This window comes from Williamsia sp. 1138 (genome assembly GCF_002095435.2).
Classification (GTDB): domain Bacteria; phylum Actinomycetota; class Actinomycetes; order Mycobacteriales; family Mycobacteriaceae; genus Williamsia.
In genome coordinates, this window is the sequence record NZ_MJEJ02000039.1 from 105,871 (window position 1) to 128,304 (window position 22,434).

Consider the following 22,434-nt stretch of genomic DNA (forward strand, 5'->3'; position numbering starts at 1 on the left):
GCCTCAACCCAAGTGAGGAGGGGCCCTCGTGGGCATGGTGCTCCGCCAGCAGCTGACTCGCGCCCAGCGAGCGCTCTGGTCGGCCCAGCAGGCGATGCCCCTGTGCCCGATCAATATCGCCGAATATGTTGAACTGACAGGCGATATTGATCCGGAGCTCCTTCGTACGGTGACTCAAGAGGTCGGCCGGCAGACCGGGATCGCCTTCACCCGGTTCGAACAGACCTCGAGCGGTATCGAGCAGGTCATCGACCACGATCTGAGCGGCGACATCACCGTCTCGGATCTCCGTGGCGAATCCGAGCCGATGAACGCGGCCCAAGAGTGGATGCGGGCCGACTACACGCGACCGGTGGATCTGTTCACCGACCGCTTGATGGCGTCTGCGATCCTGCGCGTTGCCGACGACCGGTGGCTGTTCTATCAGCGCGGACACCACCTCACGTTCGATGGCACCGGTGCTTTCAAGACGCTCAAACTGGTTGCGACTGCCTATAACCAGCAACTTGCCGGCGGTTCTGTCGACGCCATTCCAGCCGCCGACCTGACTGGTCTCGCGCAGGCAGACATCGACTATCGAGCGTCGTCGCGGTACGAAAAAGACCGCGAATATTGGCGGGGGCACGTTGCTGAACTGACGTCGCCGGCGTCCCTGAGTCATCGAGTAGGCCACGCTGGGGCTGATCCTCTTCGGGTTTCCTGCGTGATCCCGGCTGACTTGATGGAACTGTTGCAGCGGGCCGAATCAACGCTGAAGACGTCCCTGCCGGTGCTGGTCGCCGCCGCAGCCACCGGCTACCTGAGCAGAATGACCGCACGCGATGATGTGGCACTGAGCCTTCCGGTCGCCGGTCGCACCACCGCGACCCTCCGCAACACATACAGCACCGTCTCCAACGTCGTCCCGTTGCGGACAGGCGTCGGAACGCGATCAACCCTCGCGTCTGCGGTGGCGACCACCCAGGGCGCCATGATGGGAGCGCTCCGGCACCAGCGGTTCCGCTTCGAAGACATACGCGAGCTCATGGGCGGTGCAACGTCGTCATTGGCCGCCCGGGAGTTTGCCGGGCCGCTACTGAACCTGATGCTGGCCGTCGATCCTCTGCAGTTCGGAGATGCCACAGGGTCGTTGCACATCCTGACCACCAGCGCAGTCGACGACTTGGCGGTGAATCTCTACCGCACCGGCAATCCGCACGACTCCAACGAATTCAGATTCGACCTTGAAGCAAATCCAAACCGATATTCCCTCGATGAACTGCGCGGTCATCATGGCCGGTTGCTGGCGTTCATCGAGTCCTTCGCTGCCACAGCGGTGTCGGCACCGGATGCCACGGTCGACGATTTGCCACTGCTGTCTCGGATCGAACAAGACCGAGTTCCGCTCGCCGCAGCGCCGCCGCCGTGTGCGACGACACTCCCGCAGCTGCTGGACGACGCGGCCATCCGTCACAGTGACCGCCCGGCGCTGCACGCCGGTTGGGCGCACTGGACATACGACGCACTGGCGGCACGGTCTCGTCAACTCGCGCACATCCTGCAAGCCCGAGGTGCGAGACCCGGAACCATCGTTGCCATCGGCACTGGTCGCGGGCTCGACCAGGTGCTCTCGTTCTGGGCGGTAGCTCACACCGGCGCCACCATCATGCAACTCGACCCCGCACATCCCGCGCAACGGATCATTGCGCAAGTGGCCAACGCGAATCCCGTCGTCATCCTCACGGCGTCAGGCGGCATCGAGGCCGAAGACGACGATCGCTGGTTCGATCTGACGCACGTTGATCTGGCAAGTTCATCCGACGCTCCTGTGGTCCTGGAGCGCCCGGTGCAGCTCGCGGACGTTGCGTACCTGGTCTACACCTCGGGGTCCACGGGAACCCCAAAGGGCGTGCAGGTCACCCACCGTGGCTTGGCGGCGCTGATGCAGCAACAGCGACACCTGGGGGCTGACGACGTATCGCGCGTATCCGGTCTCGCATCACCGGCCTTCGATGCGTCGATTTTCGAGATCCTGTTCGCCGCTGCGGGTGGAGGCGCGTTGTGTCCCGCGCCTGCGGGCGTTGTCGGTGGCGCCGAACTCGCTGAGTTTCTCAACAGTGGCTCTGTCACGCACACGGTGATCACCCCCAGCGTGCTCGCGTCGATGGACCCGGCCGCGTTGCGCGACGATGTGTGCACCACATTGATGCTCGCCGGCGAGGCCTGCCCGCCTGATGTGGTGCGTCATTGGGGGACCGGGCGCAAGGTGTTCAATCTCTACGGCCCCGCCGAGTCCACCGTCATGGCGACAGCTACCGGAACGCTCCCCGCGAGTGGCACTGAACGACCGCCGATCGGCACGCCGATCGAGGGCATGTCCTGTTTCGTACTCGATCGCCGTCTACGCCCGGTGCCGCCCGGAGCGGTAGGCGATCTATATCTGGCGGGACCCGCCCTGGCACAGGGGTATTCCAAGCGCTCCGATCTCACTGCAGCTGCCTTCATCGCCAACCCGTGGGATGGGCAGGGGAGCCGGATGTACCGCACCGGCGACCGCGTTCGCTGGAGCGAGAACTTCACAGAACTGCACTACGTGGGCCGCAGTGACGACCAGGTTCAGATCCGCGGTGTGCGTGTGGAACCGGGCGAAGTCGCCATGGCGGCCATGACCCACCCGGCGGTCCAGCAGGCCGCCGCGATCGTGGTCGGCGACGACGCGGATGCGCGCCTGGCCCTGTACATCGCCTCGCCCGACGAGGACAGGCGCCTGATCAAGCGGGTCCGCAACCACATCAGTCAGCGTTTGCCGACGTCGATGTGGCCGGCGCACATCGTGCAGCTCGACGCGCTACCCATCACGACCACGGGAAAACTGGACCGGGACGCCCTTCCGCACCCCGCCGATGTGGAGACCAGGACACATCGGGCTGCGGTCACTGCCTCGGAAAGGATTCTCGCCGAGGCGATCTCCGACGTCTTGACCATCACGAACCCGTCGATGGACGACGACATCCTCGCGCTCGGTGGATCGTCTCTGGATGCCACGCGAATCGTCGCTCGGATCAAAGCGGTCACCGGGTCGACGCTGGGCGTCCGAGACGTCCTCGAGGCTGCTGACCTCGCCGAGCTGGCGGAGGTCATCGACCGAACCGCGTCGGGCCCTCGACGTGCGGACGCGGTGGTGGGCCGATCGCCGCGACCTCGGGCCTCGTCCGGACAGATGTCGTTGATCCTTGCCGACCGGCTCCAGCCGGGCTCGACCGCGAACCACCTGCGCGCCGCCATTGAACTGCGGGGGTCTTTGGATCGAGACGCACTCATCGCAGCCATCGCGGACGTGGTGGAGCGGCATGAGGCCCTGCGCACCATCATCCGGGTGGTAACCGACGGTACGGCCTGGCAAGAGATCGTCGGTGTGAGTGAGGCTCTGTTCGCCGCAGACTTCGACCCCGAGACCCCGGAGACCGACTTCGACCTGCTGAGCGCTGAGGCGATCGATCCGACCGTCCGGCCCCCGCTCGCCCTGCGGCTCAAAATAATTGACCCGGATGTGCACCAGTTGTTGGTGCGCACCCACCACGCAGCGGTGGACGGTTGGTCGCTGGGCGTGATCGTCGCCGATCTCGCCACCGCGTACCGCGCCCGTATCGCCGGCGCTGCCCCGGCATGGGTCCCGACAACGCAGTACATCGATGCCGGGGTGGATGCGCGGGTGGCCTCGGAGGTGTCCACCGCACAGCTCGAACGCTGGCAGCGCAGGCTCGAGAACTTGCCGTCGCGTCCCGAGCTGCCGACGGACCTCTCGGGCGCGCGCGGCCAGACCGGACCTGCGCCGGCTGCGGTGGTGCGTCGTGCACTCGGTCCGGAAATGTCGGCAGCCCTGAATCAGGCTGCGACACAGCGGGGGACGAGTACCTTCGCCTGGCTGCACGCATGCCTGGCGGTGAGCCTTGCCCGCTACACCGGCGCTGATGACCTCGTGATCGTCGTTCCTCAAGCGGGACGGTCGGGACCCGACCTCGATAACGCGGTCGGGATGTACGTCAACCCGGTGGCGACCCGCATCCGTATCGCGGCGGCCGATACATTCGACGACGTCCTGGTCCAGTCCACCGACGCAATTGATTTCGCGCTCGACAACGCCGACGTACCGTTCTCCACGGTGGCCTCAGCAGTCGAACCCCGGCGCGATATCACCGTGTCACCGCTCGCGGACATCCTGCTGACGTATCAAAATCAGCCCCTCGGGCAATGGACTGTCGACGACCTCCAGATCGAGGTACACCCGGCTGATTCCCGTCATGCGCGGGCCGCACTGCAGTGGAGTGTCGACGACACCGCAGACGGGCTGCGTGTCGAGCTGACGTACCGCAGCGATCTGTTCAGTCAGTCGATGGCGGCGGCACTATGTCACGCATACGTGACAGCGATCGCGCAGTCTGTTGCCGTTCCGAATTCGTTTCCTGCACAGCTGGTCCCGGGAACGCAGGCGTCCGCCCGCAGTGTGGTGCGTCCGGTCGGCGGCACGCTGGTGGATCGAATCCGAGACATCGCACGACAGACCCCGTACGCACCCGCTCTGACCTTCGGGGAGGAGACCCGCGACTACGGCCGACTCGTTGCAGACGCGGAGACCTTGGCGTCCGAACTCCAGGACGTCGGCGTCGGGCGCGGCGATCTGGTTGCCGTGGCACTGCCGCGCAACGCTGATGCGCTCGTGGCCCAGCTCGCGGTGATGTGGGTCGGCGCCGCCTACGTACCAATTGATCCCGACTACCCGCAGCAGCGGATAGCGGCGATCCTCGAGGACGCGAACCCCCGCGCGGCGGTGGTCGGATCGTCGACCAGGCACCATTTTCCGGACTCCATGCCCCGAGTCGACCTGGACGACCGGCGGGTATCTACCCAGTCCAGTACACCTTTCACGCCCGTCGACATCACCCCGTCCGATGGGGCCTATGTGATCTTCACGTCGGGATCCACGGGCCGACCCAAAGGTGTGTCGGTCACACACGGCAACGCGATCGCGCTTCTCGACGCCGCTCGGCAGAGCTACACCTTCACCCCAGATGATGTGTTCAGCTGCACCCATTCCACGGCGTTCGACGTCTCGGTCTTCGAGATCTTTGCTGCGTGGACCTCGGGCGCACGCGTGGTCTTGGTGGACAGACCCACGGTTCTCGACCCGCAGCTGCTCTGGCCGCTGCTGCGTCAGAGCGGGGTCACGATCTTGTCGCAGACCCCGTCGGCGTTCTATCCGCTTGCCGCCGTGGCGACCCGCGACGCAGACCCCGGGCAGCTCCGGGCGGTGGTGTTCGCGGGTGAGGCACTGCGACCGGCCCGGCTGCTCGACTGGCGTGCAACCTTCGGCGAGCGGGTCCTGTTGTCCAACATGTACGGGATCACCGAGACAACCGTGCATCTCACGATCGGACCGGTCACGCCTTCGGACCCACGGTCACTGATCGGTGAGCCGCTCGCCGGAACCTCGCTGATGATCCTCGATCGTCATCTGCAGCCCGTACCGGTGGGGGTGTGGGGTGAGCTGTACGCCTGCGGCCCACAGGTCACCCGCGGCTACGTGGGCAGACCTGCCTTGACGGCCGAGAGGTTCGTCGCGTGCCCGGAAGGTCTCGGCGGCGGCAGAATGTATCGCAGCGGCGACATCGTGCGGATGACGATCGACGGCGATCTCGAGTATCGGGGTCGATCCGACCGCCAGGTGCAGGTCCGCGGGCACCGCGTCGAACCCGGCGACATCGCAGCAGCACTGACCACCATTCCTGGTGTGGCTGAGGCAGAAGTACTGATCCGCAACACCGAATCCGCCGGTGGCGGCGACATCACCGGTTACGTCCGGCTGCGCACCGATGATCCGACCGACGAGGTGGCCGACGAAGATGGGTTGCGGGTTGCCGCGGGGCAGGTCCTGCCCGGGTACCTCGTTCCCGCGCGGATCGTCGTCGTGGAGCGGTGGCCGCTGAACGCATCGGGCAAACGCGACCTGGCGGCGTTGCCCGTCCCGGCCGTGCACGCGGAACCGGTAGACGACGGGGCCATCTCGCCGGTACGAGCGATTGTCGCGGAGGTGCTCAAAATCGACCCGGGCACCATCGGCCCGAACGTCGGCCTGTTCGATCTGGGCGCGAACTCGTTGTCGGCCATGCACATCGCGTTGCTGCTGTCCGAGCGCACCGGTCGCGACGTCGGTGTTCGGATGGTGGCCGACTCCACGTCCATCGCGGACCTCGAGACGGCGGTCGACTCGGCGCCGCGACACACCAACGCCGGTCTGCCGATGGGCCAGACGTCGCCGCCCCCGCCGACGCCACAGCAACGGGCCCTCTGGGTCCTGAGCCGTATCGATGCCGGTAGCGCCGTCTATCATCTCCCGGCGGTCCTCGACCTTCCCGGAGCTGCGACCCCGCGGACCGTCGTCGACGCCTTGACCGATGTCGTTGCGCGGCACGAGGTTCTCCGCACCGTGCTGGCCGACAACGCCGGACTTCCCCAACCGCAGCTCCTTCCGATCGACCGGGTGCGCAACCAGCTGTCGGGGTTGCTGTCCCCACGTCCACTTCCGGCTGCGCACGCAGCAACGAACCTGCAGGCGGAGGCGCTGCGGCCGTTCGATCTCGCCACCGACCTGCCGTGGCGTGCCGATCTGTTCAGCGCGGAACCGGGCGCCGTACAGAACGAGGCACAGGGTGCGGCACCCACGTTGCGGTTGCTGCTGGTCGCACACCACGTCGCCGTGGACGGCTGGTCGATGACGGTGCTGGCAGAAGACTTCGGTCGAGCACTGCGCGCCCGGATCGCCGACACCGCACCTACCTGGCCGGCGCCGGCGGCCCAATACCGCGACCATGCCTGGGCAGCAACCAAGGCACTGGGCACTCCCGGCCATTCGAGTGCGTATCGAGACCAGTTGCTCGACCACTGGTCACGGGTACTCGATGGCGCGCCGATTCACCTGCAGTTGCCGTTCCAATCGAACCCGGCTCAGATGCCGTCGGGTCCCGAACCGGCGCAGTACCTGGATGTCGCAGTCTCCGAACGCACCCGGGCCGCCCTGCAGCAGTTGGCTGTCGGTGAGAGTGCCAGCGTGTTCCACGTACTGCACGCGGCGCTCGCAGCCACGCTCGGACAGTTCACCGGAACCGACGACATCGTCATCGGTACGCCCACCGCGGGCCGGACGACGGACATGATGTCGGCGGTGGGGATGTTCGTCCAGACGGTCGTGCTGCGGAGTGACACTGCGCCCGCGGCGTCGTTGCGGACCGCAATCCGGTTGAGCCACAACGTGGTGACCGATGCGATCGCCCATGCAGAGGTCTCGTTCGAGGAGGTGAAGGAGCAGCTCGCGCCGCCGCGAACCCTTGACTCTGATGCCTACCTAGACGTCATGATCGCCTACCAGCTCGCCCCCACCAGCCCGGCGGAGCGTGACGTCACGCTGACGCCGCTCCGGGTGGGCCAGGCGCGCGTACCCCTCGAGTTCACGATCACCGACAACGGCGAGGGCGCGCCTCTGCAGATCACCCTGACCTACGGGCTGTGGCACGTCCGTCCCGCGATGGCGCAACGATTGATCGGTGCACTGGTCCGGACCATCGAGGCGATGGCCGCGGCCGTGAATCCGGCAACGGTGACAATGCACGAGCTGACGGCCCCCGACACCGAACACCTCGCCGGCGCCCAGACGCCGGCGGTGCTCGCGCCACGAGACGACTTCGTCGACGTCACCGAAGCCATCGTGCTGCGCTCCCATACGCATCCCGACGCGGTTGCCGTGATCGACGGCGACGGCGCCGTCACCTACTCCGAACTCGTCAGCCGGGCGATCGATGTCGCAGGAGTCCTGCGCGACCGGGGCGTGGGCCGGGGCGACTTCGTCGCAGTGCTGGCAGATCGCAGGACCGACACCGTCGTCGCGATGGTCGGCGTCCTGCTCGTCGGCGCCGGTTACGTGCCCATCGAGCCCACCTATCCGGCCGAGCGGATCGCGGGGATCCTGCGCGATGCACGTCCGGCAGCGGTCCTGGGTGCCTCCCGGTATGCAACGGCAGCAACCGGTCTCGCGGACATCGTCGACGTCGGGTCGACCGCCCCGTCGCCGGCGGCACTGGACGACCTACGCGAGAGCGCAACCTCTCCGCGCCCGGACGATCCCGCCTACGTCATCTACACCTCGGGGTCCACCGGAACTCCCAAGGGGGTGGTGATCACCAGATCGAACATGGCGTCGCTGCTCGAGGCCGCGTTGTCGACGATCGACGCCGGTGCCGACGACGTCTGGACCTGGTTCCACTCGGCGGCATTCGACTTCTCCGTCTGGGAGATCTTCGGGCCCTTGACGTCGGGCGGCAGGGTGGTGGTCGTCGACCACGACACCGCGCGCGAACCGGCCGCACTGGTCAATGTGCTGAACCGCCACGCCATCACCATCTTGAACCAGACCCCGACCGCGTTCTCCCGGTTGCTGCAGCTACCCACGGCGACGACAGGCAACGGCGAGGCGCTCCCGGAGTCGCTGCGCGTGGTGCTGTTCGGCGGCGAGGCCCTGGACCCGAAAGCGTTGGCGGCCTGGCACGCCCGGCATCATCACGTGCGACTGGTCAACATGTACGGCATCACCGAGACCACGGTGCACGCCTCGGTCACCGATGTCGACGTCACCGATTCGCGAAGCCTGATCGGGTCGGCACTGCCGGGCGTGGGTCTGGTCGTCCTCGACCGGTATCTGCGGCCGCAACCGGTGGGCGCCACCGGTGAGCTGTACGTCACCGGTCCACAGGTCACCGCGGGCTATGCCAACATGCCGGGGTTGACCGCCACCCGATTCATCGCCACACCGTGGGGAACTGCCGGATCCCGGATGTACCGCACCGGCGACCTCGCACGCTGGGTCGACGACAGCAGGCTCGAGTATCTGGGACGCGGGGATCAACAGCTGAAGATCCGTGGGCACCGGATCGAACCGGGGGAGATCACCGCAGTCCTGCGCGCGCAGTCCGGTGTCACGGATGCAAAGGTGTTGCTGCGCAACCGCGACCGGGTCGGCGAAGAGGTGCTGGTCGCGTACGTGGTGGTCGATGGAGCCGATGTCTCGGCGACCCAGCTACGCACGGCGTGCGCGGCGATCCTGCCGGCACATCTGGTTCCGGCGCAGGTTCAGATCATCGACGACTGGCCACTGACCTCCACCGGCAAACTCGACGTCGTCCGGTTGCCTGACCTGACCGCGCCCGAGACCAGTCGGCCGCTGCACGGGACCGAGGTCGCCGTCGCGGCCGTGGTCGCGCAGGTCCTCGAGATCGAGGCCGGTGCAATCGGCCCCGACACCAACTTCTTCGAGCTCGGCGGGAACTCGCTGTCGGCCGCGCGCCTGTCTGCCGCCATCAGTGCCGCGACCGGTGCCGACCTGCCGGTCCGTGCGATCTTCGAACAGCCGACCATCTCGTTGCTGGCCAGTGACATCGACACCGCCTCAGTCCGGCCGCGTGCGCTGCCGGTCGCGACACCTGTGCGGCGCGAACGTCCGAGCCGTCTGCCGTTGACGGCTCAGCAGCAGGCGCTGTGGCTGAACTGGCAGCTCGACCCGGAACGCACCGACTACAACCTCGGCGGTCTGGTCCCGATGGCGGACATGTCCACCGAACGTATCGAGGCTCTGGTTCGCACCTTGGTGGCGCGGCACGAGAGTCTGCGCACACGTTTCCCGGCCGATTCAGCAGGCCCCCGGCAGCAGCTGGTGGACACGGTCGAGGTCGATACCTCCGCGCAGGTCGTGGCAGATCCCATGGCGGCGCTGGCAGAGCTGGACCGACCGTTCGATCTCGAGAACGAACTGCCCTGGCGGATAGCGGTGTTCGAATCACCGATGGGCGGGGTAGAGCTTGCCGTGGTGGTGCATCACATCGTCGTCGACGGTGAATCCGTTCGGGTACTGCACGCGGAGGCCGCTGCGCTCGCCGCAGGAATCGAGCTGCCCCCGGCGTCCCTGGACTACGGGGACTACACGGCGTGGGCCGGAGAGAGCCTGGCGCACAACGGTCAGGTCCTGCGTCAGTACTGGGAAGGTGTGTTCGCCGAACCGGTCTCACGTCCGCAGTTGCCAGGCTTGCGTCCACCGGTGGCCGAGATCGGGCCGGCCACGATCGCCGAGGTGGTCATCGCACCGGCGCGCATGCGGCAGCTGCGGGAGCAGGCACAGGCGCATCACAGTTCACCGTTCATGGTCGTCCACGCGGTGCTGGCCGTTCTCCTCGCCCGGCTCGGGGATGAGCCCGACGTCGTCGTCGGGACGGTGGCGGCGGGCCGCGACACCCCGGAGTTCGCGGGAACGGTCGGCATGCTCGCGCGAACCGTGCTGCTGCGCACGACTATCGACATCGAGCGACCCTTCTCTGCGGTCGTCCGCCAGGTCACGCGAACCGATCTCGACAGTCTCGCGCACGGCGCATATCCGGCGGAGGCCATCGCCGACCTGGCGGATCCAGAACATCGCCGCGGGGTCCGTCCCGTAGTCGACGTCTTCCTTGCCGACCTGGGAACTGCGCTCGAGGGCAACCACACGAACGTCGAGCGTCCCTACGCCCGGTTCGGCCTCGACCTGACGGTCGCCGAGGTCGGAGATGCCCTGCAGATCAGGCTGGCGTATTCGCAGTCCCGGATGGACACCGCCGACGCGGAGCTGTTCGTCGACCGGCTGGCGAACCTGCTCTACGCGGTCTTGGACGACCCGGCCGCCCCGCCGGCACGCCACCTCGTCGGAGCAACCGGGGACCTCGACTCGATTCCGCGGCTCACGGACTTCGAGCCGTTGCCTGATCTGTTGCGGCGCAGCGTGATGGCGCAACCCATGGCGACAGCGGTGGAGGACGACGCGTGGCTCCTGAGCTACCGCGACCTGGACTCGATCAGCACCACCGTTGCCCGGGCCCTGATCGCCCGCGGTGTCGGCGCAGGTGATGTCGTCGCGATCTGCGTGCAGCGCTCGGCGTGGTCGGTCCTGGCCACCTGGGCCATCGCCAAGACCGGCGCCGCCTTCGTCACCCTGGGCGTGAACGATTCGCAGACCCGGCAACGCAGCATGGCGCGCGCAGCCGGGGCGACGATCGGCCTGCACGGGCCGGGGGAGCAGCCCGCACTCTCGGCGGTGGACTGGCTCGATCTCGCGGAGATCGGCAGGGACGCGGGTGAGGCGGGCGAGTTCAGTGACGACGAACGCCGGCGGCCGATCCGGCCGGATGACGTCGCGTACGTCATCTTCACCTCGGGATCGACCGGGGAACCCAAGGGCGTCAGCGTGACCCACGCTGGCCTGCCGGCCCTCGTAGACGCCGTCATCGCGCATGTGGAACTCACACCGGACAGTCGGGTCCTGCACAACTACGCCACGACCTTCGACGCCCACCTCATCGAACTGATCCCCGCCTTCGCTGCGGGGGCCACCGTCGTGGTGTGCCCACCTGCGGTGATCGGTGGCACCGAGCTGGCAGAACTGCTGACGCGCAGGGCGATCACCACATTCTTCTCGACGCCCGCAGTGATGGCGACGATCGATCCGGAACCGCTCAGCACGGTGCGGATCGTCGCGACCGGTGGCGAGGCGCTCCGGGAATCGGTGGCCGCACGCTGGTCACCCGGACGCCGCATCGTCAATTTCTACGGCCCCACCGAAGCGACCATCGCAGCGACGGCCAACCCCGCGGTCCTTCCGGCGCCGGTCATCCCGATCGGACGGTCGATGGCGGCCGCCGCGGCATACATCCTCGACCACCGGTTGCGGCCGGTGCCTCACGGAATCGTCGGCGAACTGTATCTGGCCGGCCCCGCGCTGGCGCGTGGTTACACCGGCGCCACCGGTGTCACCTCGACGAGATTCGTCGCGAACCCGTTCGACCACAACGGTTCCCGTATGTACCGAACCGGCGACCTCGTACATCGCAACGCCGCCGGTGACATCGTGGTGCACGGCCGCAGCGACGAACAGCTCAAGATCAGGGGTGTCCGCCTCGAACCGGCCGAGATCGACGCGGCCCTGACGTCCCTTCCCGGTGTCGAACGGGCGACCACCGCGCTCTCGACCAGTGGCGTCGAACCGGTTCTCGCGTCCTGGCTCATCCCCGACCCGGACCACCCCTTCGACGCCGGATCGATCCGGGACCAGCTGCGCACGATCCTTCCCGGCACGCACATACCGACGCACATCACCGTCGTGGACCACTTCCCGATGACGCCGAGTGGCAAGCTCGATCGCCGAGCGCTGCCCGCGCCGTCGCCGGTGAGCAACGACGTGGTGCCACTCCAGACGCCCACCGAGATCACGCTTGCCGGGGTCTGGGCCGAGGTGCTCGGCGTGCCCGCCGAATCGCTGGGGCGCCAGAGCGAGTTCTTCGCCACCGGCGGTACGTCTTTGTCGGCGAGCCGAGTTGCCGGCCGGCTTCGTCAGCAGCTGGCCCGCGACGTGACGGTGCGACAGGTGCTCGACGCGCGCAGTCTCGCCGATCTCGCGGCATCCGTCGACCTGCTCGCACCGTCGCTGCCTTCGAGCGATGCACCCCATCACCGGCCTGTTCCTGCCGACCTCGGGTTGGCCTATCCGCAGCAACGGCTGTGGGTTCTGAACCGGATCGACCAGACCTCGACGGCCTATGTGATCCCGATGGTCCTGCGCCTCACCGGTGTACTCGACACCGAGCGGCTCGCCCACGCGGTGGCGGAACTGCAGCGTAGGCACGGAACCCTGCGGACCACATTCCCACAGACCTCGCGCGGGCCGAGGCAACTCGTCGGCGATCGCGCCGCGGTCCGGCCCGCGCCGGTGACCGACGTCCCCGGCGACGGTGTCGCGGGGCGGATCGCCGAACTGATCACCACGCCGTTCGATCTCACCGAAGAAGCGGGTTTCCGGGCCGAGGTGCTGGTCGCGGGCGAGGGGCAGGCCTGGCTGGTGATCGCGCTGCACCACGTGGCTGCCGACGGTTGGTCGATGCCGATCCTGCTCAGCGATCTCGTCGGTGCCTACTCCGGAGAACTCGCGCCCGAACAGGCCTTGACGTACGCAGACTTCACCCAATGGCAGGGTGCCCGCCTCGGCGATCCGGCCGACCCGTCGAGCCGATACGCGCAACAGATCGCATTCTGGCGTCGGGAGATGGTCGATGTGCCCGGCCCCGTGCATCTTCCGGGTCGAGCGACCGACCTCGCCGACATCGGTGCTGGCGGAGCGGTTCACGGGACCGTCGATGCCGACACGCTGGCGTCGCTCACTGCAGTCGGGCAGGCAGAATCGTCCACCCTTTTCCACGTCACGCACACGGCGTTGGCCGCGCTGCTGGCGCAGCGGACAGGATCGCACAACCTCGTTGTCGGCGCACCGGTGCTCGGGCGTGACGACCCGGTATGGGAACCGGTTGTGGGCATGTTCGTCAACACCCTGGCGCTGCGCACCGTCGTCGATCCCGAATCGACCGTCCGCGCGGCCCTGCGCCGCACCCGCGACACCGATCTGACCGCTCACGCGCACGCAGACGTGCCCTACGACGCGGTGGCGCGCGCCGTGAGCCCGGCCGGTCGGGCCGGGACCGCGGCCACCGCCGGCGCCGACCCCCTGATCTCGGTGCTCCTGGTCCATCAGGAAGCACTCGGTGCGATGACCTCCGACCACCTGGCCCTGCCCGGGCTCGAGGTCGAGATCCTTTCCGGCACAGCAGAGCTCGTGGCGCCGAAGTATGACCTGGAGTTCGTGCTGGCTGCCGGGGCCGGCGGCGCCCTCGACATCACGGTGGTGCACGGTCCGGCGATTCCCGCCGTTCTGGCGAGCGAGTTGCTCGCCGAGTTCACACGCTTGCTGATCGCGGCGGCCACCGGACCGGATCAGCCGTTCCCCGTGGTCCACACGCACGAGATCACCCCGCACCCCGAGCCTGCCGAGATGGCCGTCGCCGAGCCGCCGAACTGGTCGCCGGCAGCCGAAGACTCCGAGCTGGAGGGCATCGTCACCGCCGCGATGGCCACGGTCCTGGGCCTGTCCGTCGCCGAGATCGACCGCGAGGCAAACTTTTTCGACATCGGTGGTACCTCGCTGTCCGCCACCCAGGTGGTCGCGATCATCGGGGAGGCCACGGCGACGGCAGTTCCGGTGAGGCACGTGTTCGCGGCGCCCTCGCCAATCGCTCTGACGTCGCTGCTGGTGCAGTCGGAAACGCCGGGCGTCGAGGCACTTCCACCGCTGACCGGTGTCGGTGCGCCTCCCGACCTCGGACCGGTGCCACTCTCGCCCGCCCAACACCGGCTGTGGCTCATCCAGCAGATGTTGCCCGAGCGTCCGCTGTACGCGGTGCCGGTCGTGGTCGGTGTGCCCACCGGCGCCGACCCCCAGTCCGCATGGAGCGCGGTCGCTGCCCGGCACGCGCCCCTGCGCACCATCTACCCGGAGCGCAGTGGCGCACCCGTGCAGCTCACGCTCGACGACATCCCGCCGATCACCGACCTCGGCGACCACGACTTGACCGATGCCGTCGCGACCTTGCTGGCAACGCCTTTCGATCTGACCGCATCCGTACCGGTCCGGCCTGCGCTGGTCGATCAGTCCGGACACAGGTTCCTGGTGATCGTCGCCCACCACATCGCGATGGACGGTGAATCGGCCGCGGTGCTCCGCCGGGACCTCGACGCCGCCTTGGCAGGCCGTGCGCTACCACCGCTACCCGTCGACTACGGCCAGGTGTCGCGCTGGCAGAACGTCGTCAACGCCAGAACACGCGAGGCGATGCTGAGCTACTGGGCGCAGTCGCTGGCCGGATATCCGGGAGTGCTCGAACTGCCCGACTGCGCTCCTCGGGATCCGCAGCGGTCACTGAGCACCGCGACCGTGGTGGTACCCGTCGACGAGGCGACCACCGAGGCGGTCGCGCTCACCGCCCGCCGTCGCGGTGTCAGCGAATTCCACGTCTACCACGCAGCTCTGGCACTCACGCTCTCGATTGCGTGCGGTACTGACGATGTCGCCGTCGGCACGCCGGTGTCGCTTCGCCGGCATCCGGAGACCGCGGACATGGTCGGCATGTTCGTCTCGACGGTGGCGCTGCGGACCACGCTCCACACCGGAATGACGACAGACGATCTTCTCGAACTCGTCCGCGACACCGATCTGGCTGCGCTCGATCATGCGCTGCTGCCGTTCGATGAGGTGGTGGCACAGCAGGATCCGATCCGAGAGCTGGGCAGACATCCCGTCGTCCAGGTGACTTTGTCGGTCAATGACGAACCCGGCGGCCACGTACCCGATGAGCTGAGCCCGAACTCGGAGTTCGATCTGCAGGTGACCGTCGGCCGCGACGCCGCGATGTTCACCCGCGCGACCGCGCTCTATGACAAGCGCGCCATCGAGACCCTCGCGCTGCGCTGGAAGGTGGCGCTGCGGTTGATCGTCGCCGACGAGGTCACGTCGCTCGAGGCGGCCGATCTGCGCACCGAAGAGGAGCGGGCCGACCGATTGCACCGCATCCCCAGCCGACCCGAGGTGACACTGGGAGAGATGCTGCAGGATTCGCTGCGCAGGCGTCCCGACGCGGTGGCCGTCGACGACGGCGTCATCGCCGCCACCTACGCGCAACTCGACCACTGGTCGGCAGCTGTTGCCGCAGACCTGCAGGCTGCCGGGGTCGAGTGGGGTGACCCGGTGGCGATGATGTTGCCGCGCAGCGTGGAATCGGTGGTGGCATTCTGGGCCATCGCACGACTCGGCGCGGTGTACGTCCCGGTCGACCCGCGATACCCGTCCGAACGCATCGAACGGATGATCGCGGTCAGCGGCGCGCAGGTCGCGGTGGCGGCGTCGAACGCGGCCCACCACTGCCGTTTTCAGGTACCGGTGGCCGCACCCGACGACAACGCGCGCGTTGCCGGGTGGACGCCGATGCGCGTCGACGGCGCCGCCTACCTCCTGTTCACCTCCGGTACCACGGGCACCCCGAACGGTGTCGTGGTCTCGCACCGGGGATTGCGCAATCTGGTGGAGCCGGCGGTGTTCTCCGCCACCGACGACGACCGCGTCGCCCACCTCGCCAGCCCGAGTTTCGATGCGTCGATTCTGGAGATGGTGTGGGCGTTCGCGTCCGGGGTGACCCTCGCCGTCGTCCCCGCCGACGACACCAGCGGCCGGACTCTCACCGACCAATTACGGCTCCTGGGCGTCACGCAGGCTTTTGCCACCCCATCGGTGCTGGCGACCCTCGACGAGACCGCGCTGCCCGCCCTGCGTGCGCTGTTCGTCGGTGGCGAGGCATGCCCTCCGGAGCTCGTCCGGCGGTGGAGCCACGGTCGGACTCTGACGAACCTGTACGGACCAACAGAGACCACCGTTCTCGGTACCGCGCGTGGCTCGATGCAGGCCGAGAGCGCGGCCGTGATCGGTCGCGGAGTGCCCGGATTGCGCAGCCATGTACTCGACTCACATCTGCGTCCGACTCCGGACGGAGCCGTCGGCGAGCTGTATTTCACCGGCTCGGCATTGGCGATCGGATACCGCCGGGACCCGGCACTCACCGCCGCTCGGTTCGTGGCGGCGCCCGGGGGTGAGCGGATGTACCGCACCGGAGACCTGGTGCGCCGGTTGGAAAGTGGTGATCTCGAATATCTCGGCCGGGCCGACCGTCAAGTCAAGATCCGCGGCCAGCGGATCGAGCCCGGCGAAGTCGATGCCGCACTGGTCGCCGCCGGTGCGCGCAGCGCGGCCACCGTGTTGCGCACCGGCCCCACCGGGCCCGTCCTGGTGTCGTACGTAATCACTGCCGATTCCACCGATTCGACTCCGGAGCGCTTCATGGACGTCCTGGTCTCGCAACTCCCTCATCACCTCGTGCCGGCCGCCGTCGTCCTGGTCCCGGAGCTGCCGCGCACACCGGTGGGCAAACTCGACACCGCTGCGCTTTCCGAACCGGTGTGGACCGTGGCCGGCGGCGAACCCCGTACCCCGACCGAAGCTTCCGTGGTCGAGGTCTTCCGCGACGTCGTCGGCAACCACGAACTCGGCATCTACGACGACTTCTTCGCGGTCGGCGGTAATTCGCTGCTGCTGGCCTCCGCGGCCGCGGCACTCACCGGCCGCCTCGGCCGACCGGTGCCGGCAGCTGTCCTGTTCGCGCAGACGACACCCGTGGCGCTGGCCGCCGTCCTCGATCAATACGCAGACCTGACAGCGGGTCTGGGCGCGGTCGTGGACCTCTCCACCGATCGGACAGGCACCCCGTTGTGGTGCATCCACCCGATCAGTGGGCTGGTGAACGACTACCGTCCCCTCGCCGCCGGGCTGCCGATGCCGGTGCTCGGGCTGCAGATGCCCGGGCTCGACGACCCGGCCGCACCCCACCTGTTGACCATCGAAGAGATGGCGGCACACCACGTGGCGACGATCCGCAGCACCCAGCCGAGTGGCCCTTACCGACTTCTCGGGTGGTCGCTCGGTGCGGTCCTCGCACACGAGGTGACCCGCCAGCTCACGGCGTCCGGCGCCGTCGTGGAGACACTCGTACTGCTCGATCCCCGCCTTGATCACGAGGCGGCCCGCGGTGCGACCATCGACGCGTCGCTGGAGGTGGCGCTACGAGCCATCGATCCCGAGAGATTCGAGCAGTACCGGGTACGCTGCGTCGAGGCGATCACCGCCGCCGCAGCCTATCAGCCAGGGCCTTCCCGGGCGGAGAGAACGATTCTTGTAGCAGCACAGGACAATCCGGACCCCACTCAATGGCAAGCGCTGCTCGCCGGGCCGATGAACCTCGAACGAGTGCCCGTCGCGCATCATGCGATGGGTGGCGAAGAGGCGATGACCGCGATCGCCGCAGTGGTGGCAGGTCACATCGATGCTCCCGTCTCGGACCGGCTGAGCAGCAACACAGATCTCGACATCAACGATGGCACCAGGAGAGAGAATTGACGAGCGCTACAACGCCAGAACCCGCCCCGAGAAGAAGGTCACGTCTGCGATGGTGGCTGCTCGGGACCTTCGTGGTGTTGGTGCTGCTCGTCGCGGCGGCCCTCTACCTGGGATTCCTGGCTGCCACGGCCAAGAGCTCGATCGACTCGGCACGCGGTCATGCCGCCTCCGCACAGCGAGCCTTCCTCGCGGGTGACACCGACAAGGCAGTACGAGAGGCCGATGCTGCTGTGGTTGCTGCGGATGCCGCGAAAGGCGATACGCACAACCCCGTGTGGTCGGCGGCAGCCGCGATCCCGTGGCTCGGCGATCCGCTGCAGTCGGTGCAGGAGATGACCGATTCGGTGGATGCGCTGGCGACGGATGTACTCGCGCCGACAGCGGAACTGGCTGGGGTCATCAACCCTGACAACCTGCGGTCGGCAGACAACACGATCAACACGGCGGCGCTCGCGCAGGCGCAACCGCAGCTGGCGGTCATCGCCGACCGCGCCGAAGCCATCCAGGCCGACGTGACGTCCACGGACGGAAGCTGGTTCGGCACGGTGTCGGATGCCCGGACCCAGCTGCTGGACCAACTCACCGAATCTGCACGGTTCATCCGCGGTACCGACACGGCCGCTCAGTTGCTCCCACCGATGCTCGGCGCGAACGGCGAGCGCAATTACTTCTTCGGATTCCAGACACCGGCCGAATCCCGTCCCACAGGAGGACTTCTCGGGGCCTACGGGGTGGTGAGCGCAGAGAACGGACGGGTGAACGTCGACGATCTCGGGACCAACGCCGAGATCGATGCGCCGGCAAACCCCGTCGATCTCGGGGAAGAGTACGACTACAACTACAAGTACAGCCGCCCCTACACCGACATCCGGAACAGCAATATCAGCGCCCACTTCCCGTACGCGGCGCAGATCTGGATGAACATGTGGCAGCAGCAATCCGGCACCCAACTCGACGGCGCGGTGGCGCTCGATCCCGTCGCACTGAGTTACCTGCTCGACGCCACCGGGCCCGTGACCCTCGACAGCGGCCAGAAGGTGAGCGGCGATGACGTCACCGAGCTGACCCTGTCGACCTCCTACCAGCAGTTCGCGAACAACAACACCGCGCGCAAGGCGTACTTGCAAGAGATCGCCCAGAAGTCGGTGTCGGCGCTGACGTCGATGCGCGGGAACACGTCCAAGGTGCTCGAAGCGCTGGGGCGTTCGGTACACGAACAGCGACTCATGGTCTACAGCGCCGACGAGAAGGAGCAGCAACTGCTCGTCGACGCCGGCCTCGCGCACGAGGTCGCCGAGACCACTGCTCCGTACGCGAACGTCGTGGTGGGAAACCTGGCGGGCAACAAGATCGACTACTACCTCCAGCGGGAGATCACCTACAAGGCCGGCAGCTGCGACTCCGACACCCGCACGTCGACCGTCGAGGTGAAGTTCACCAACAACGTGACCGACCTGAGTTTGCCGCCGTACGTGATCGGCAGCCTGGGCAATCCACAGCTGCAGCTGCCGAACGGCACGAACTTCTCCGCCGTGACCCTGTACGGAACCGAAGGCGCCACCATCGATTCGGCGACCATCGACGGCGAATCCATGCTGATCGCCGTCGGCACCGAACGCGGACACCCCTTCGCCACCGGGCAGATCCAGATCCCGCCCGGCGAGACGGTGACGGTGACCTACCAACTCACGGAACCGACCTCGGCCGGCGAACCGGTCGTGCCGGTGCAGCCGCTGGTCGACGATCCGGAAGTGACGGTCGATGTCCCTGTCTGTGAATGACACCACCGCGATCGAGGTCGCAGACCTCCGGATGAGCTACCGCGGTGTCGATGCACTGAAGGGGATCGACCTGGTGGTACCGGCCGGCACGGTGATGGGACTCCTGGGGCCCAACGGGGCAGGCAAGACCACCACCGTCAAGATCATCGCGACGCTGTTGGCCCCGACGTCGGGTGCGGTGCACATCAACGGCATCGACGCCCGGACGCATTCGCACCAGGTGCGCAGTCTCATCGGATTGTCCGGACAACATGCCGTGGTCGACGACAACCTGACCGGGCACGAGAACCTGGTGATGATCGCGAGACTGTCGGGTCTGGGGCGCAAACAGGCCACCCTGAGGTCACGAGAACTGTTGGAGCAGTTCAATCTCGCCACGGCGGGTAAACGTCGGGTCGCCACCTACTCGGGCGGGATGCGGCGCCGGATCGATCTGGCGGGCGCCATCATCATCCGGCCGCCGGTGCTGCTGCTCGACGAGCCGACGGCGAGTCTCGATCCCATCAGCAGAACCGAATTGTGGTCGGAGATCAAAGCTCTGGTGTACGAGGGGACGAGTGTTCTGCTGACCACCCAGTATCTCGAAGAGGCCGATCAACTCGCTGACGCCGTGACCGTCATCGTCGGTGGTGAAGTGGTCGCGCGCGGCACTCCTGCCGAACTGAAGTCGACACTCCGCACAGCGCAGGTGCGCTTGCAGCTGGCCCACGCGGTCGACGCGAGATCCGCCTCCGAAGTGGTCGGCCGGCTGGACGGCGTGCAGTCCGTCGGCGTCGACGACGCGGTGGTCACCTTTTCGACGCACGACGCCAGTCGGAGCCTGACCCACGCGATCGGCGTACTCGCCCGAACCGGTATCGAGGTCGCCGACTCCAGTGTCTCCGAGCCGACCCTCGACGACGTCTTCGTGTCCCTGGCAGGGAGCGCACCCCGTGGCTGACACTCTCGCGGTGGCGGAGCCGATCGTGGGCCCACGGCCACGGAACGCCGGAACGTTCCTGGTCGATTGCGAAGTGGTGGCGCTCCGGAACATCCGGACCATCCTGCGTAACTGGCAGATGATCCTCGGGGTCGTGTTGCAGCCGCTCATGTTCGTACTGCTCTTCTCGTACGTGTTCGGCGAGGCTCTCGGGGGTGACCGCTATCGGGAGTTCTTGATCGGCGGCATCATGACGCAGACCGTCGCCTTCAACGCAGGCTTCACTGCACTCGGGCTGGCCACCGACATCAAGAGCGGGATGGTCGACCGGTTCCGGGCGCTACCCATGTCCCGGCTGGCCTTCGTGGTCGGCCGGTCAGTCTCCGACATCACGGTGAACGTGGTGGGGCTGATCGTGATGTCGCTCGCCGGCCTCGCCATCGGATGGCGCATCGACACCAACTTCGGCGAAGCACTCACCGGCTATGCGATCGCCCTGCTGTTCGGATTCGCGCTCTCGTGGGTCGGAGCGGTGGTGGGATTGCTGGCAGGGTCGGCAGAGGCCGCGCAGAGTCTGCTGCTCACCGTGCTCTTTCCGCTGACGTTCATCTCGTCGGCCTTCATCCCGGCCGCGACGCTGCCTGGTCCGCTGCGCGCCGTCGCGAACTGGAATCCGGTGACCGCCGTCGCGCAGAGTCTGCGGGAGTGCTTCGGGAACCCGGTGACCGTGAACCCGCTGCTGCCGAACCCGGTGACCTGGGCGTCGGAGAATCCGCAGCTTTACTCGCTGATCAGCATCTGTGCGCTGCTGGCGGTGACCATTCCGCTGGCGTCGCGGGCTTTGCGTCGCCTGTGACCACCATTTTCTGCCCCGTGTGAGTGAGCCGGGGGCGTATTCCCCTCGGCGTTGCCAATCTGGGACCGAATGTGGTGGGGCAGGGGCCATGACGGGCGCTGCTGCGTCAGATACCCATGGATGTCGGGGTGTACAGCCGGGCCGAGCTCAGGCAGCGGGGTCTGGACGGGTGGGAGCTACGTAAACAGCTCGCAAACGGCTCATTGCTGCACGTGCGGAACGGGTGGTACGCACATCCGGCTGCGGATTCTCTTGTCGTGGAGGCAGTTCAGCTCGGGGGAGCGTTGAGCTGCGTATCCGCGTTGCGCACACACGGGCTCTGGGTCCCGGTCGGCTACGAGCGCGTGCACGTGCGGGTCACCAGACACGGCAAGCAACAGCGGGTCCGCTCGTGCCAGGGTCCTGGTCGTTCCCTTCCGGTCGAGACCGCCCTGGACCCGATCTCGGTCGCCCTCGGTTGCGCCTTTCGGTGCATGTCCGAGGAGGACTGGATCGCGGTGTGCGACTCGGTCTTGAACACTCTCGGGCTGTCGGTCCCGGCGTTGCAGGCCGAGATGGGCAGGGTCTCGCAGAAGATGTCGGACCTGATGGGCAAGTGCGACCCCAACTCCCAGCCGGGGACCGAATCGCTTGCGCGACTGCGGTTGCGGGCAGCAGGTTTCACGGTTCATGTTCAACCATCGATCCACAGGGTCGGTTACGTGGATCTGCGCATCGGCCGTCTGGTGATCGAGTGCGACAGCATCAGTCACCACACGAGTCTGGAGAACTACCGCAACGACCGCCGCAGAGATCGCAACGCCCTGGTGGGCAGGTGGTTGACCATGCGGCTCACCTACGACGACGTCGTCTACGGCTGGGATGAGGTGATGGCCGACATCCGAGCCATCACCGACTCCGATCGCCACCGAATTCGGTCCGCATAGGCGTGGCCGAGGGTAGATAGCCC

5 protein-coding genes are annotated in these 22,434 nt (G+C 67.3%); all 5 read left to right on the forward strand.

Annotated features, from left to right (window positions below; all coding sequences use genetic code 11):
* The first annotated feature begins 34 nt into the window (after positions 1-34).
* The 5 genes from BH683_RS10895 to BH683_RS10915 all read left to right on the forward strand — a co-directional run bounded on the left by BH683_RS10895 (position 35) and on the right by BH683_RS10915 (position 22,411).
* Positions 35-17,929: a non-ribosomal peptide synthetase gene (locus tag BH683_RS10895; RefSeq protein WP_084836281.1), complete on the forward strand. Its 17,895-nt coding sequence runs from the start codon at positions 35-37 to the stop codon at positions 17,927-17,929.
* Positions 17,926-19,710 (forward strand): DUF4012 domain-containing protein, encoded by a 1,785-nt coding sequence (locus BH683_RS10900; protein WP_168187012.1) that lies wholly within the window; start codon positions 17,926-17,928, stop codon positions 19,708-19,710. Before BH683_RS10895 ends, BH683_RS10900 begins: the two co-directional genes overlap by 4 nt.
* Positions 19,691-20,650 carry an ATP-binding cassette domain-containing protein gene (locus tag BH683_RS10905; RefSeq protein ID WP_084836283.1) on the forward strand — a complete coding sequence of 320 codons (960 nt, stop codon included), beginning with the start codon at positions 19,691-19,693 and terminating at the stop codon, positions 20,648-20,650. Before BH683_RS10900 ends, BH683_RS10905 begins: the two co-directional genes overlap by 20 nt.
* Positions 20,643-21,485 carry an ABC transporter permease gene (locus BH683_RS10910; RefSeq protein ID WP_246833311.1) on the forward strand — a complete coding sequence of 281 codons (843 nt, stop codon included), beginning with the start codon at positions 20,643-20,645 and terminating at the stop codon, positions 21,483-21,485. Before BH683_RS10905 ends, BH683_RS10910 begins: the two co-directional genes overlap by 8 nt.
* 128 nt (positions 21,486-21,613) lie before the next feature.
* Positions 21,614-22,411 carry a hypothetical protein gene (locus BH683_RS10915; protein WP_348639220.1) on the forward strand — a complete coding sequence of 266 codons (798 nt, stop codon included), beginning with the start codon at positions 21,614-21,616 and terminating at the stop codon, positions 22,409-22,411.
* The last annotated feature ends 23 nt before the right edge of the window (positions 22,412-22,434 follow it).